Source organism: Vibrio sp. HDW18, from assembly GCF_011306175.1.
GTDB lineage: Bacteria > Pseudomonadota > Gammaproteobacteria > Enterobacterales > Vibrionaceae > Vibrio > Vibrio chanodichtyis.
Genome location: NZ_CP049913.1, coordinates 1,270,821 through 1,284,968, shown reverse-complemented (window position 1 = coordinate 1,284,968; position 14,148 = coordinate 1,270,821). Strand labels below are relative to the sequence as shown.

Here is a 14,148-nt window from a genome sequence, read left to right as displayed (position 1 = left end):
GCTTCAAGTAGGAAGGGGATATCGGTTTAGAACAGGAGTAACACCATGAATACGGTCGTGATTGTTGATTGTTTGCGAACTCCGATGGGGCGCTCTAAAGGTGGCGCGTTTCGCCACCAACGCGCCGAAGATCTCAGTGCCCATTTAATGCAAGGAATTCTGGCGCGCAACCCATCGGTTAACCCTATTGAAATCGAAGATATTTATTGGGGCTGTGTTCAGCAAACCCTTGAACAAGGCTTCAATGTGGCACGTAATGCCGCACTGCTGGCTGGATTACCGATTGAAATTGGCGCGGTGACCGTAAATCGTTTATGTGGATCATCAATGCAAGCGCTGCACGATGCGGCACGGGCAATTATGGTGGGTGATGCCGAAATTTGTTTAGTCGGTGGCGTCGAACATATGGGACATCTGCCGATGACTCACGGGGTAAACTTCCACCCAGCGATCGGTAAACGCATTGCAAAAGCCTCCGCCATGATGGGATTAACCGCCGAACTACTCGGAAAATTGCATGGTATCAGTCGTGAGCAGCAAGATCAGTTTGCGGCACGCTCACATGCGCGTGCTTACGCGGCCAGCATGGCTGGGCACTTTGACCACGAAATCTTACCGACCCAAGGGCACACTAGCGATGGAACGCTGTTTATGCTCGACCACGATGAGGTGATCCGCTCCGATACCACGTTGGCAAAATTAGCCGCACTTAAACCCGCATTCGATCCCGCCGCTGGCACCGTTACCGCGGGAAGTAGCTCGGCACTTTCTGATGGAGCAGCCTGTTTGTTGATCATGAGTGAGCAAAAAGCCCACGCTCTCGGCTTAACTATTCGCGCCCGGATTAAAGCCATGGCGATAGCCGGTTGCGATCCCTCGCTCATGGGTTATGGTCCTGTCCCTGCCACCCATAAAGCCCTCAAGCGGGCCGGCTTAACCATGCAACAGATTGAGGTGGTTGAGCTCAACGAAGCTTTTGCGGCTCAGGCTCTACCTTGCATCCATGATTTGGATTTGCTCGCAGATCTGGATCAAAAGGTCAATCTCAATGGAGGCGCGATCGCGCTTGGCCATCCACTCGGGTGCTCGGGTGCTCGCATCACCACCACCTTGATCAATATCATGGAAGCCAAACAGGCTAAATATGGCCTTGCGACAATGTGTATTGGTTTAGGTCAGGGGATCGCGACCATTTTTGAGCGTCCATAAGTCAATGCTGAATCTCACTCACACGAGCGCTTGGTGGCCAGTTGGTGTAGAGGCTGGCCACTAAAACAGCGCTCAATACTCGATAGAGCCAGCGCTGTTATTGGGCTTGTAGCCAATCGCGATACAGTTGTTCACTACTGCCCAAATAATTCACCATCCACTCAATCAATTTATGATGCTCATCTTTACGCCAGACCAAACAGCAGTGGCTCAATTGTGCCGGCTCGGGCAACACATGCTCAACCAACTCACCACTCGCCAACAGTGGCTGGGCCATATGTCTTGGCATATAGCCGACTCCCAAGCCATTTTTTAAACTTTCGGTTGCGCTATGCCAATTAGGCAACAGTAAACGTCGCTGCTTAGGATAGTGCTCAGTATGCCGTTTAGGTAACACGCTTGAGGTATCGTCGAGGCAGATCGCCAAAAACTGGCTAATAAATTCTTGGCTAAAATTTTGCTGTTGCACACAAGGATGCTGTGGGGACATCACAAATGCCCAATCCAGTATACCCATATCGCGTACTTCAAAATCTCCGCCGACCGGCACCGCGGCCGTTGCACCAATCACAATATCAGCACGCCCCTGTGCAATCGCTTCCCACGAGCCATTAAACACTTCCATGTTGATCTGCAACTCAGCAAAGTCAAAGGTTTGGTAAAAAGCTTCCACCATTGGCTTCATCTTATCCAGCTTGACCACATTATCGAGAGTTACTTTCAAGGTCTTACGCCAACCATGCGCAGCCCGTTTGGTTTGTGCTCGGATATCTTCCATCTGGCGCAGCAATTGTCTTGCTTCAAGCATAAATAGCTCACCTGCGGGGGTCAGCTCCACTTTACGCGGCAAGCGACGAAACAGCATCACACCAAGTTCACGCTCAATTTGGCGTACGCTATAACTGATGGCTGACGGCACTTTGTGCAGCACTTCTGCCGCAGCAGTAAAACTGCCTAAGCGTGCCACCACATCCAATAGCTCTAAAGAGGATTTAGAAAACATCACTCACCTACCTATCAAATTTTTTGCATGATAACCGAAAAAATTGCCGTTTCTCTTCATAGCCAGACAAAAATAGAATGTAAGCACAGCAAAATCCTAGCTCAGGCGAATGGATCTTGAAAAATTTATGTGTGAATAGTTTTGATGGATAAAAAAATGAACGTCTCTTTCTGGCAATTAGTGTATCTCGCCGCGCTGTCGATGCTCGGTTTTATCGCTACTGATATGTATTTACCCGCGTTTAAAGTGATGGAAGTTGCGCTAAGCACTGGACCTGAGCAAATTGCGCTCTCTTTAACCGTGTTTTTGGTCGGAATGGCATTAGGCCAACTGATGTGGGGATTGGCCAGTGATAAATTTGGCCATCGTAATACGCTATTGGCCGGTCTGTTGCTGTTTACGCTTGCCTCTACAGGTCTCGCATTCAGCACCTCAGTGTGGCAACTATTACTGCTGCGTTTTATCCAAGCGATTGGGGTGTGCGCCCCGGCGGTGATCTGGCAAGCGATGGTGATCAAGCGCTATTCTAGCTCGGTGAGCCAACAAGTGTTTGCCACGATTATGCCGTTAGTGGCGCTCTCTCCTGCTCTCGCACCACAACTTGGCGTATTGCTTAGCGATCACTTGGGTTGGCCGAGTATTTTTTTCAGCTTAGCCTTAATGGGCATAGTGTTGGTGGTCAGTACTGGCTTGCAAACCAATCAAGTTGCTGAACCGAAAACCACTTCGATCGCCCAAGATATTAAAGGCTTACTGCACAGCAAAGTCTATCTTGGCAATGTAATGATGTTTGCTTGTGCTTCTGCGGCCTTTTTCGCTTACCTAACTGGCATGCCAGAAATTATGACCCAGCTTGGTTATCAAGCGCGTGATATTGGCCTAAGCTTCGTTCCACAAACCATCGCCTTTATGACGGGAGGCTACTTAGGTAAAAAAGCGGTTAACCGATATGGTGATGGCTTGATACTCAAACTACTGATGGCTTTGTTTACCCTCTCCGCGACGATGATTTTGGTTGCATCACAATGGCAACTCAGCTCTATTTGGCCAATTCTGGCACCCTTTTGCTTGATTGCCGTCGCCAACGGTGCGCTGTATCCGATCGTAGTTAACCGCGCTCTTTCCAGTGCCAAACACAGCCCAGCTACCGCGGCAGGATTACAAAATAGCTTACAGATCAGTATCAGCAGTTTATCCAGTGCGTTAGTGGCTGCGCTGGCGAGTCAAGCGCAACCCGTCACTGGGATTGCGATTGTGCTATGCACGGCGGGATTATGGTTCGGTTATAAAATGGCTCATGGCGAGCCGACTGGGTCATTCACGGTGGAGAACCATGTGAGTCACCACTAATCCCTCTCCCTATAGCCATCGAGTGTGACTTTACCAGCTGGTAGGGATAACAATGGTGAAAAAGAGCTAGAGCCGCATTCGCGGCTCTAGCTTTATGGTGCATCCCATTCGCTGATCAAGCGAAACACTATTTTTCAGTGAGAGATTATTTTTCAGCGAGAGATTATTTTTTCAGTGGACGCTGCCAATCGGCAATTTTACGCTCAGCAGCACGAGTGATGACCAATTCACCCTCGGCCACATTTTTGGTTAGGGTAGTACCCGCACCAATGGTTGCCCCATGACCAATGGTGACCGGTGCAATCAATTGGCTATCGGAGCCAACAAACACATTATCACCAATCACAGTTTTATGTTTATTCACACCATCGTAGTTACAGGTGATCACGCCGGCACCAACATTAACCCCAGTACCAATCTCCGCATCACCAAGATAGCTCAGGTGATTGGCTTTGGAACCTTCCCCGAGGCGGGCATTTTTCATTTCGACAAAGTTGCCCACATGCGCGTTATTACGTAGCTCAGCACCCGGGCGCAGACGAGTAAAAGGCCCAACGGTGCAATCTTCGCCGACCGTAGCACCTTCAATCACACTGTATGGGCGGATCACCGTGTTATCGTCAATCTCACAATCTTTCAGCACTGAACCTGCGCCAATCAGCACATTATTACCGATCGAAACATTGCCCTCGATGATCACATTGACATCAATTTCAACATCATAGCCACATTGCAAGGTACCGCGCAGATCAAAACGAGCCGGATCACGCAGCATCACCCCTTGTTCGAGCAGTTTTTTGGCTTGGCGCGCTTGGAATGCACGCTCTAAACGAGCTAACTGGATACGATCATTAACCCCTTCCACTTCAATCGAATGTGCTGGATTAACCGCTTCCACTGCCCGACCTTCACTATGCGCGGCCGCAATCACATCAGTGAGATAGTATTCACCCTGTGCATTGTTATTGTTTAAACCAGCCAGCCAACGTTTTAAATCACGCCCAGTCGCCACCAATACCCCGGTATTGACTTCTTTGATCAATTTTTGCTCTTCACTGGCATCTTTTTGCTCAACAATCGCCACCACGGGGCCACGTTTACGCACGATACGCCCATAACCGGTTGGGTCATCCAGCACTACGGTCAGCAGCGCAATACCATCATTCGGTTGTGCTTCGAGTAAACTTTCTATAGTTTCTTCAGAAATCAGTGGTACATCGCCGTACAGGATCAGAATTTTTTCATCATCGTGAAAATGGGCCGACGCTTGATCAACTGCATGGCCGGTGCCCAATTGCTGGGCTTGCAAAACCCAGTTCACGTTTTCACTAGCCAAGGCTTGCTGCATCTGGTCACCAGCGTGGCCATACACCAAATGGATATTTTGCGCACCGAGGTTATTACATGCATCAATCACATGTTTAACCATGGGTTTACCCGCTAAGGTATGCAGCACCTTCGGCATATTCGAATGCATACGCGTTCCTTTGCCTGCTGCGAGAATTACCGTACTGAATTTCATGTGTCGTTTACCTAGTACCTAATTATTGTTCTGCGTTGTATTTTAAACAGCAAATCGAAAATAGTTAATTGGTGGCTATCTCGAAAATAAGAAGAGTGATCATTTTTATTCAGCAGTGCCTACATTAATGATCTATCACTCAATAATTCGATAGCAACCGGTTGTTATGGGTGAGATATGATTTAATCGCAACAAAAAAGCCTGACATCCGTCAGGCTTTTGATCAGCTTATCTGCATGATTAACGACGCTTTTTGGTCAATTCAATCACACGAAGCTGCGCGATGGCTTTAGCCAGTTCACTGGCCGCTTGTGCAAAGTCCATATCGCCATGCTGGTTAAGAATTCGCTCTTCCGCACGACGTTTGGCTTCTTCAGCCTTAGCTGCGTCTAGGTCTTCTCCACGAATTGCCGTGTCAGCCAACACAGTTGCTGTGCCTGGCTGAACTTCAACGATACCACCCGAGACATAAATGTACTCTTCGTGGCCGTGCATTTTCACAATACGCACCATTCCAGGCGTGATAGCGGTCAGCAGCGGTGCATGGCCGTGGAAAATACCCAGCTCACCTTCGCTACCGGTCACCTGAAACGTTTCCACTAAGCCAGAGAACAATTTTTTCTCTGCGCTTACCACGTCCAGATGAAAGGTTATTGCTGCCATATCGCCTCCTAGTCAGCCTTATAGCTTCTTCGCATTCTCAATCGCATCGTCGATAGTACCGCAGTACATAAACGCTTGCTCTGGAATGTCATCGTAGTCACCCGCCAGCAACCCTTTGAAACCACGTAAGGTTTCTTTTAGGGATACATACATACCCGGTGCACCGGTGAAGACTTCTGCTACGTGATAAGGCTGAGTTAAGAAACGCTCAATCTTACGCGCACGAGCAACAACTTGCTTGTCCGCTTCAGACAGTTCGTCCATACCCAGAATCGCGATGATGTCTTTCAGCTCTTTATAACGCTGCAGAGTGGCTTGCACGCCACGCGCTACATCGTAGTGCTCTTGACCAACCACTAATGGATCCAATTGACGTGAAGTCGAATCCAATGGGTCGATCGCTGGGTATAGACCCATAGCAGCGATGTTACGGTTCAGAACTACGGTGGCATCTAAGTGCGCAAACGTGGTGGCCGGTGATGGGTCAGTCAAGTCATCCGCAGGTACGTATACCGCTTGTACTGACGTGATCGAACCTTTATTGGTTGAGGTGATACGTTCTTGCAGCACACCCATCTCTTCCGCCAGCGTTGGCTGATAACCCACCGCGGAAGGCATACGGCCAAGCAGAGCCGAAACTTCGGTTCCCGCTAGGGTATAACGGTAGATGTTGTCAATAAACAGCAGTACGTCACGGCCTTCATCACGGAAGCGTTCTGCCATGGTCAAACCGGTCAACGCCACGCGTAGACGGTTGCCTGGTGGCTCGTTCATCTGACCATACACCATCGCTACTTTTGACAGCTCTGGTTGCTCAATGTTAACTACACCGGCTTCCTGCATTTCATGGTAGAAGTCGTTACCCTCACGAGTACGCTCACCAACCCCTGCAAATACCGACAAACCAGAGTGTTGCAGTGCGATGTTGTTGATAAGCTCCATCATGTTGACGGTTTTACCAACACCTGCACCACCAAACAGACCAATTTTACCGCCTTTCGCAAACGGACAGATCAGGTCGATAACCTTAACCCCAGTTTCCAAAAGTTCGGTAGCACTTGACTGCTCTTCATAGCTTGGCGCAGGACGGTGAATTGAATACACCTCTTCTGCACCAATCTCGCCACGTTCGTCAATCGCATCACCAAGCACGTTCATGATACGACCTAGGGTTTTAGTACCTACTGGTACTGAAATTGGAGCGCCAGTGTTTTGTACTGTCATTCCACGACGTAAACCATCCGAGCTACCCATCACGATAGCGCGAATCACGCCACCGCCTAATTGCTGTTGAACTTCCAGAACCAGACGTTCGTTGGAATCCACAACATTCAGAGCATCATAAACACTAGGTACTTCGCTCTGTGGGAACTCTACGTCGACTACTGCACCGATGATCTGTACGATCTTACCTGTAGCCATCGTTAATCCTCTAAACTGTTAGTTTTACCTAAGCTTAAACCGCAGCCGCGCCGCCTACGATTTCCGTCAATTCTTGTGTAATCGCCGCCTGACGGGCTTTGTTATACACAAGTTGTAAATCATCAATCAGGTTGCTCGCGTTATCGGTAGCAGCTTTCATTGCCACCATTCGGGCGGCTTGCTCACACGCCAGATTTTCTACTACCCCTTGATAAACCTGAGACTCAATAAAGCGCAGTAACAGCGCATCTAATAGAGGCTTAGGTTCTGGTTCGTAGATGTAATCCCACATGTGATCGCGCTGCATCTCTGCGCTGTCCGATTTTGGCAAAGGTAGCAATTGATCGATCTTGGGTTGTTGCACCATGGTGTTCACAAACTGATTGAACACCAGATAAAGGCGATCTAATTCCCCTTTATCGTATTTCTTCAGCATCACGCCGACCGAACCAATCAGATCTTCCAAACTTGGGCTATCGCCTAAGCCAGAAACCTGTGCAGCGACTTTAGCGCCACTATTGTTGAAAAAGGCAGTCGCTTTTGAGCCGATAATCGCTAGCTCAATCTCAACACCCTTTTCTTTCCAGTCTTGCATATTGGTAATGGCTTTCTTGAATAAGTTAATATTCAAGCCACCACACAAGCCACGATCTGTCGAAATAATGATGTAACCCACTCGCTTCGCTTCGCGCTCTTCTAGATACGGATGACGATACTCTAGACTTGCGCTGGCGACATGACCGATCACTTTACGTATCGTTTGCGCGTAGGGGCGTGATGACTCCATGGCGTCCTGTGAACGACGCATTTTTGAAGCAGCCACCATCTCCATCGCTTTGGTAATCTTCTGAGTGCTTTTTACACTCCCGATTTTAGTACGTATCTCTTTTGCGCCGGCCATCGTTACTCTCCATTAGTTGGTGGCAGTGCTAACACTGCCACCGACCTCATTACCAAGTTTGGGTTGCTTTGAAATCGTCAACCAGTTGCTTTAACTGAGCTTCGATGTCGTCGTTATAAGCACCTGTCTTGTCAATTTGCGCTGCCAATTCAGCGTAATGAGCACGAGCATACGATAGTAGAGCTGCTTCGAAATCGAGCACTTTATTTAGCTCAACATCGGTGAGATAGCCACGTTCAGCGGCAAAGATCACCAGCGCCTGATCAAATACAGACATTGGCGCGTACTGTTTCTGCTTCATCAGTTCAGTCACTTTCTGACCATGAGTCAGCTGACGCTTGGTCGCTTCATCCAAATCAGAAGAGAACTGAGCAAATGCCGCTAGTTCGCGATAAGCCGCCAGAGCAGTACGAATACCACCAGACAGTTTCTTAATGATCTTAGTTTGCGCTGCACCACCAACCCGCGAAACAGAGATACCAGGGTCAACCGCTGGACGTACGCCCGAGTTGAATAGCTCTGTTTGTAGGAAGATCTGACCATCGGTAATCGAAATTACGTTGGTTGGTACGAAAGCCGATACGTCACCTGCTTGAGTTTCGATAATCGGTAACGCAGTCAGCGAACCGGTCTTACCTTTCACTTCGCCATTGGTGAAACGCTCTACATAAGCTTCGTTGACACGAGCAGCACGCTCGAGTAGACGAGAGTGGAGGTAGAATACGTCGCCAGGGAAAGCTTCGCGGCCTGGTGGGCGACGCAGCAACAGTGAAATTTGACGGTAAGCGACCGCTTGTTTAGACAGGTCATCGTAGACAATCAGTGCATCTTCACCGCGATCGCGGAAATATTCACCCATCGCACAACCTGAGTAAGGTGCCAGGTATTGCAGTGCCGCGGATTCCGACGCGGAAGCCACCACGACAATGGTGTTTTTCAGTGCGCCGTGCTCTTCCAGTTTACGCACCACGTTGGCAATGGTTGATGCTTTCTGGCCGATCGCGACATAGATTGAGTAAATACCCGAATCTTTCTGGTTGATGATCGCATCAATCGCCAACGCGGTTTTACCGGTTTGGCGGTCACCGATGATCAGCTCACGCTGGCCACGGCCGATTGGGATCATCGAGTCGACGGATTTATAACCCGTCTGTACTGGTTGATCGACCGACTTACGATCGATAACACCCGGTGCGATCACTTCCACTGGTGAAGTCAAGCTGGCACCTAGTGGGCCTTTACCATCAATCGGTTCACCAAGGGTGTTCACGACTCGACCGAGCAGTTCTGGACCGACTGGCACTTCCAAAATACGGCCAGTACCCGTGACTTTCATACCTTCACGCAGATCAGCGTATGGCCCCATCACCACCGCACCAACCGAATCACGTTCAAGGTTAAGTGCCAGTGCATAACGGCTGCCTGGTAATTCAATCATTTCACCTTGCATAACATCCGCAAGGCCGTGAATACGAATGATACCATCGCTAACTGACACGATAGTACCTTCGTTACGCGCTTCACTCACAACGTGGAAAGATTCAATACGTTGTTTGATCAGATCGCTAATTTCCGTGGAATTAAGTTGCATGCTCCAATCCCCATCAAGACTGCAATGCATCGCTCAGACGCTTCAAACGTCCGCGTGCTGAGTTATCGATGACTAAGTCTCCGGCTCGAATAATAACTCCGCCAAGCAGAGTCTCATCTACACTGCAATTCAGCTGAACTTTGCGCTCTAAACGCTGCTCAAGCTTGCTGCCAATATCTGAACGCTGTTGTTCACTGAGTTCGGTGGCGGAAATCACATCCACATCCACTTGTTTCTCATATTCCTGCTTTAGCACCAAAAAATGCTCATAAAGCGCAGGAATCGCCAACAGACGTCCATTTTCTGCCATTACCTTAATCAGGTTTTGACCATGGTCATCAAGCTGTTCGCCACAAACTGCAATAAACATCTCCGCCAACTTGGTGGCCGATCCGGAACTGGTTAACAGTTCGTGCATTTGTGCGTTTTTTGCGACTTCAGCGGCGAAAGCCAGCATCTGATCCCAATGGCTCAGCTGCTGTTTTTCCACCGCAAAATCAAAGGCTGCTTTAGCGTAGGGGCGTGCGATTGTAGTCAAATCAGACATGAGCCCCCTCCATTAAAGTTTTGCAGTAATGTTGTCGAGAATATCTTGGTGCGCCTCTTTATCGATGGCACGTTCAAGAATTTTCTCCGCACCAGCAATTGCCAGAGTTGCAACCTGCTTACGCAGCTCATCACGAGCACGGTTACGCTCAGCTTCAATCTCTGCTTCAGCTTGAGTAAGGATTTTCTGGCGTTCAGCCTGAGCTTCCCCACGAGCTTCATCAATGATTTGTGCTTTACGTTTATTCGCTTGCTCAATGAGCTCAGTTGCTGTGCGTTTTGCTTCTTTTAACTGATCAGAAGCATTGGCTTGTGCTAGATCTAGATCTTTCTTTGCTCGCTCAGCGGCTTGCAGACCATCAGCAATTTTCTTCTGACGATCTTCAATCGCTTTGATGATCGGTGGCCAGACATATTTCATGCAGAACCAGACAAACATACCAAAGGCAAGAGCTTGACCTAGCAGAGTTGCGTTCATATTCACAACAGCTACCCCCTAAAATGGACTTAGTGTTAATCAACGACAAATCGAAACGATTTATCAGGACAAGGCTTGATTAACCAGCTAGCTGACCAACAAATGGGTTTGCGAATGTGAATAGCAGAGCAATTACGATACCGATCATTGGAACCGCGTCCAGCAGACCTGCGATGATAAACATCTTAACTTGCAGCATCGGAGCCATTTCAGGTTGACGCGCAGCGCCTTCCAAAAACTTTCCGCCCAATACAGCAAAGCCAATCGCAGTACCAACCGCACATAGACCAACAATAATAGCTACAGCGATTGCAGAGAAGCTCAATACAGTTTCCATCTAATTTCTCCAAAGATTCAATGGGTATTACAATTTCAATTAATGATCGTTATCTTCATGAGCCATCGACATGTACACGATGGTCAACATCATAAATACAAACGATTGGATCAAAATAACCAAGATATGGAAGATAGCCCAAGGTAGGGATCCCATCCATTGCAAGTACCATGGCAGCATAGCTGCACAAAGAATAAACACCACTTCACCGGCAAACATGTTACCAAACAGACGCATACCAAGTGATAGAGGCTTCGCTAGTAGCGAAACAACTTCAATCAGTAGGTTGAATGGGATCATGATCCAGTGATTAAACGGATGTAGTGCTAACTCTTTTGCAAACCCGCCCAAGCCTTTTACTTTGATGCTGTAGTAAATCATCAGAGCAAATACGCCTAGAGCCATAGCCATAGTGATATTCACATCAGCAGAAGGTACCACTTTTAGGTAAGGGATACCAAGCCAATGCTCTGCTGGGTAAGGTAAGAAATCGATGGGTACTAAGTCCATCAAGTTCATTAAAAATACCCAACAAAAGATAGTCAGTGCCAAAGGCGCTATCAGTGGATTGCGACCATGGAAAGTATCTTTGACGTTTTTATCAACGAACTCTACCACCATCTCAACCGCACACTGCAGCTTACCCGGAACACCCGTTGTCGCTTTTCTGGCTACTGCACGAAATATTCCAAGGAATATCAGTCCAGTCAAAACAGAGAAGAACAGGCTATCAATGTGTACATTCCAGAAACTCGACTCTTCCGCCACTAACCCAAACTTATAGGTTGAAAGGTTAGTTAGGTGGTGAGTGATATAACTGGAAGATGTGAGCGCTTCACCTGGCGCAGCCATAACTCATCCTATTTTTTGTTGTTAATGAATAGCACTGGCGCACAGATATTAATCCCTAGAGCCAGCAAATAGGTTAGCTTCAGTGGAACAAGTTCCAACTGCATATACACGTAGACAACCGAAAACAGCACTATGGTGATCAAAATTTTCAGCGCTTCGCCGGTATAAAACGAAATGGCGACCATTTTTAACGCTCGCGCTCCTGCAAACAGAAAAGCACAATACGCAAAAACGGCATTGGCAACGACAAAAATACCGCCACCCACTAACGCAGAAAGCCCCCAAGCACCATTAACAACCACTGCAAATACGATTGCCATAACCATAACTGCACTTAACTGGATCAACAACAATCGCTTTGCAAGCTCTCGTCCTTGCCTTGCTAGCACAGCTACCATGTATTCTTACCTCAAGTAATTCCCCCAGTTCAAACGACCTCTAGAACTGAGAAATCGGCGAAAATTATACGACTGCAGTAACTGCCAGCAATCAACACACCGCCAACAGTTACAATTATGCATACAATCCGACAACTTTCACGTAAACAACGGGGTTTTGCATAATTGATAAATATCAATTATCTCAACTTAATTCTGTAGCTTACTAATTAGTAACTGCAATTGATGAGGTTCATCAAAACTGATTGTCACTTTAGATTTACCGTTCACAGATCTCACTATAGAGACTTTTGCGGCTAATTTCTTACTTAAATTTTGTGACAATTGTTGTATTTCTAAATCCTCTACGCCATTTTTTACGACAACAGGATCCGCTAAACATTTTTTGACCAGCTGTTCAGTTTGACGAACACTCAACTGTTTCTTTGCCACCGCATGGGCAATTTCACCTTGTTGATCGCCACTGAGCATCAGTAGCGCACGGGCATGACCCATTTCCAATTGCTTGTTGGCCAACAACTGCTTGACCTCATCACTTAGCTGATTCAAGCGCAATAAATTGGTGACGGTAGTGCGAGATTTACCAATCACTTCCGCCACTTGTTGATGAGTCAGACTAAACTCGTGCTGTAAACGCTCTAAAGCTTGCGCCTCTTCCATCACATTGAGATCTTCGCGCTGAATATTTTCAATCAAAGCCATCGCGATCGCGGCGCGATCATCAACTTGTTTAATCAAACAAGGCACTTGTTTTAACCCTGCCTGCTTAGCCGCACGCCAACGTCGTTCACCAGCAATAATTTCATAGCCACCAGAGACTAATTGACGCACCACGATCGGTTGAATGATCCCTTGCGATTGAATCGAGGCGGCTAACTCTTCCAGTGCTTGTGGGGAAAGATCTTTACGCGGTTGGTAGACACCGGGTTGCAAATTAGCCACGGAGAGATCGGCCAACTCACCTTCATTCGACATTGACTGGCTGATTGAAGCCGTGTGCTGCTTTTCTCGCGCCAATGAACTGGTAGCCAGTAGTGCATCCAACCCTTTTCCTAAACCACGTTTCGTCATCCAAACCGATTCCTATTGTTGTGTTATGCGGGCACTTCTTCACGACGTAACATTTCACCTGCCAAAGCCAGATAAGCTTTGGCCCCCGCCGATTGCTTATCATAATACATCGCCGGTTTGCCATGGCTTGGCGCTTCAGCCAAACGAACGTTACGTGGAATAACCGTACGATAGACTTTGCTACCAAAGTGCTTTTTCAGTTGATCGGAGACTTCATTGGCGAGTCGATTACGCGGGTCGTACATAGTACGCAAGATACCTTCAATTTTGAGGTTATCGTTCACTACCGCGGCGAGTTTGCTGATGGTATCCATTAACGCGGTTAAGCCTTCCAGTGCGAAATACTCACACTGCATAGGAACCAGCACCGAATCAGCAGCTGCCATTGCGTTAATTGTAAGGAGGTTTAAAGACGGCGGACAATCAATAAAGATGAAATCATAGTTATCACGCACTGCAGAAAGTGCATTTTTTAAGCGCACCTCGCGGGCGAACACTTCCATCAACTTGATTTCAGCGGCAGTCACATCACCATTGGCGGCAATCAAATCATAATGGCCGGTGGTTTTATGACACACCACTTGCTCAAAAGGGGCATCTTCGACTAACAGCTCATAGGCCGTGGATTCAACTTGATACTTGTCAACCCCGCTGGCCATAGTGGCATTGCCTTGTGGGTCAAGATCCACCACCAACACTTTGCGTTTGGTGGCTGCCATTGACGCCGCTAGATTGATACACGTTGTCGTTTTCCCTACTCCGCCTTTTTGATTGGCGATTGCTACGATTTTACCCACGGTATGCC

The 14,148-nt window shown here is 47.9% G+C and carries 15 protein-coding genes; 2 read left to right on the top strand and 13 right to left on the bottom strand.

The window, feature by feature from the left end:
- The first annotated feature begins 45 nt into the window (after positions 1 to 45).
- On the top strand, positions 46 to 1,209 hold the full coding sequence (fadA, locus tag G7083_RS06215; RefSeq protein ID WP_166014016.1) for an acetyl-CoA C-acyltransferase FadA: 1,164 nt from the start codon (positions 46 to 48) through the stop codon (positions 1,207 to 1,209).
- Between the two features lie 97 nt (positions 1,210 to 1,306).
- Here the strand turns inward: fadA and punR are convergent, their stop codons facing one another.
- The gene (gene punR, locus G7083_RS06210; protein ID WP_166014015.1) at positions 1,307 to 2,212 is read right to left on the bottom strand and encodes a DNA-binding transcriptional activator PunR; all 906 of its coding nucleotides are present in this window, start codon (positions 2,210 to 2,212) and stop codon (positions 1,307 to 1,309) included.
- Between the two features lie 156 nt (positions 2,213 to 2,368).
- Between punR and punC the strand changes: the two genes are divergently transcribed.
- On the top strand, positions 2,369 to 3,562 hold the full coding sequence (punC, locus tag G7083_RS06205; RefSeq protein WP_166014014.1) for a purine nucleoside transporter PunC: 1,194 nt from the start codon (positions 2,369 to 2,371) through the stop codon (positions 3,560 to 3,562).
- Between the two features lie 163 nt (positions 3,563 to 3,725).
- Here punC and glmU read toward each other — a convergent pair whose 3' ends face one another.
- The 12 genes from glmU to G7083_RS06145 all read right to left on the bottom strand — a co-directional run bounded on the left by glmU (position 3,726) and on the right by G7083_RS06145 (position 14,140).
- The gene (glmU, locus tag G7083_RS06200) at positions 3,726 to 5,084 is read right to left on the bottom strand and encodes a bifunctional UDP-N-acetylglucosamine diphosphorylase/glucosamine-1-phosphate N-acetyltransferase GlmU (RefSeq protein WP_166014013.1); all 1,359 of its coding nucleotides are present in this window, start codon (positions 5,082 to 5,084) and stop codon (positions 3,726 to 3,728) included.
- Between the two features lie 240 nt (positions 5,085 to 5,324).
- On the bottom strand, positions 5,325 to 5,747 hold the full coding sequence (locus G7083_RS06195) for a F0F1 ATP synthase subunit epsilon (protein WP_166014012.1): 423 nt from the start codon (positions 5,745 to 5,747) through the stop codon (positions 5,325 to 5,327).
- A gap of 18 nt (positions 5,748 to 5,765) precedes the next feature.
- Positions 5,766 to 7,169: a F0F1 ATP synthase subunit beta gene (gene atpD / locus G7083_RS06190; protein ID WP_166014011.1), complete on the bottom strand. Its 1,404-nt coding sequence runs from the start codon at positions 7,167 to 7,169 to the stop codon at positions 5,766 to 5,768.
- Between the two features lie 34 nt (positions 7,170 to 7,203).
- A complete protein-coding gene (gene atpG, locus G7083_RS06185; protein WP_166014010.1) occupies positions 7,204 to 8,070 on the bottom strand; it encodes a F0F1 ATP synthase subunit gamma in 867 nt (288 codons plus the stop codon).
- A 49-nt stretch (positions 8,071 to 8,119) separates the two neighbouring features.
- Positions 8,120 to 9,661: a F0F1 ATP synthase subunit alpha gene (atpA, locus tag G7083_RS06180; RefSeq protein WP_166014009.1), complete on the bottom strand. Its 1,542-nt coding sequence runs from the start codon at positions 9,659 to 9,661 to the stop codon at positions 8,120 to 8,122.
- A 13-nt stretch (positions 9,662 to 9,674) separates the two neighbouring features.
- A complete protein-coding gene (gene atpH, locus G7083_RS06175; protein WP_166014008.1) occupies positions 9,675 to 10,208 on the bottom strand; it encodes a F0F1 ATP synthase subunit delta in 534 nt (177 codons plus the stop codon).
- 12 nt (positions 10,209 to 10,220) lie between these two features.
- A complete protein-coding gene (gene atpF / locus G7083_RS06170) occupies positions 10,221 to 10,691 on the bottom strand; it encodes a F0F1 ATP synthase subunit B (RefSeq protein ID WP_166014007.1) in 471 nt (156 codons plus the stop codon).
- A gap of 73 nt (positions 10,692 to 10,764) precedes the next feature.
- A complete protein-coding gene (gene atpE / locus G7083_RS06165; protein WP_000450922.1) occupies positions 10,765 to 11,022 on the bottom strand; it encodes a F0F1 ATP synthase subunit C in 258 nt (85 codons plus the stop codon).
- A gap of 39 nt (positions 11,023 to 11,061) precedes the next feature.
- Positions 11,062 to 11,874, bottom strand: a complete 813-nt coding sequence (gene atpB / locus G7083_RS06160) for a F0F1 ATP synthase subunit A (protein WP_166014006.1) — start codon at positions 11,872 to 11,874, stop codon at positions 11,062 to 11,064.
- An 8-nt stretch (positions 11,875 to 11,882) separates the two neighbouring features.
- Positions 11,883 to 12,272 (bottom strand): F0F1 ATP synthase subunit I, encoded by a 390-nt coding sequence (locus tag G7083_RS06155; protein ID WP_166014005.1) that lies wholly within the window; start codon positions 12,270 to 12,272, stop codon positions 11,883 to 11,885.
- A 189-nt stretch (positions 12,273 to 12,461) separates the two neighbouring features.
- Positions 12,462 to 13,343: a ParB/RepB/Spo0J family partition protein gene (locus tag G7083_RS06150; RefSeq protein WP_166014004.1), complete on the bottom strand. Its 882-nt coding sequence runs from the start codon at positions 13,341 to 13,343 to the stop codon at positions 12,462 to 12,464.
- Between the two features lie 23 nt (positions 13,344 to 13,366).
- The gene (locus tag G7083_RS06145; protein ID WP_166014003.1) at positions 13,367 to 14,140 is read right to left on the bottom strand and encodes a ParA family protein; all 774 of its coding nucleotides are present in this window, start codon (positions 14,138 to 14,140) and stop codon (positions 13,367 to 13,369) included.
- Between the last annotated feature and the right edge of the window lie 8 nt (positions 14,141 to 14,148).

What these genes read in the sequence shown, in the direction of transcription:
- fadA (WP_166014016.1), top strand. Translation starts at nt 46, where the DNA reads ATGAATACGGTCGTGATTGTTGATTGTTTGCGAACTCCGATGGGGCGC.
- punR (WP_166014015.1), bottom strand. Translation starts at nt 2,212, where the DNA reads ATGTTTTCTAAATCCTCTTTAGAGCTATTGGATGTGGTGGCACGCTTA.
- punC (WP_166014014.1), top strand. Translation starts at nt 2,369, where the DNA reads ATGAACGTCTCTTTCTGGCAATTAGTGTATCTCGCCGCGCTGTCGATG.
- glmU (WP_166014013.1), bottom strand. Translation starts at nt 5,084, where the DNA reads ATGAAATTCAGTACGGTAATTCTCGCAGCAGGCAAAGGAACGCGTATG.
- G7083_RS06195 (WP_166014012.1), bottom strand. Translation starts at nt 5,747, where the DNA reads ATGGCAGCAATAACCTTTCATCTGGACGTGGTAAGCGCAGAGAAAAAA.
- atpD (WP_166014011.1), bottom strand. Translation starts at nt 7,169, where the DNA reads ATGGCTACAGGTAAGATCGTACAGATCATCGGTGCAGTAGTCGACGTA.
- atpG (WP_166014010.1), bottom strand. Translation starts at nt 8,070, where the DNA reads ATGGCCGGCGCAAAAGAGATACGTACTAAAATCGGGAGTGTAAAAAGC.
- atpA (WP_166014009.1), bottom strand. Translation starts at nt 9,661, where the DNA reads ATGCAACTTAATTCCACGGAAATTAGCGATCTGATCAAACAACGTATT.
- atpH (WP_166014008.1), bottom strand. Translation starts at nt 10,208, where the DNA reads ATGTCTGATTTGACTACAATCGCACGCCCCTACGCTAAAGCAGCCTTT.
- atpE (WP_000450922.1), bottom strand. Translation starts at nt 11,022, where the DNA reads ATGGAAACTGTATTGAGCTTCTCTGCAATCGCTGTAGCTATTATTGTT.
- atpB (WP_166014006.1), bottom strand. Translation starts at nt 11,874, where the DNA reads ATGGCTGCGCCAGGTGAAGCGCTCACATCTTCCAGTTATATCACTCAC.
- G7083_RS06155 (WP_166014005.1), bottom strand. Translation starts at nt 12,272, where the DNA reads ATGGTAGCTGTGCTAGCAAGGCAAGGACGAGAGCTTGCAAAGCGATTG.
- G7083_RS06150 (WP_166014004.1), bottom strand. Translation starts at nt 13,343, where the DNA reads ATGACGAAACGTGGTTTAGGAAAAGGGTTGGATGCACTACTGGCTACC.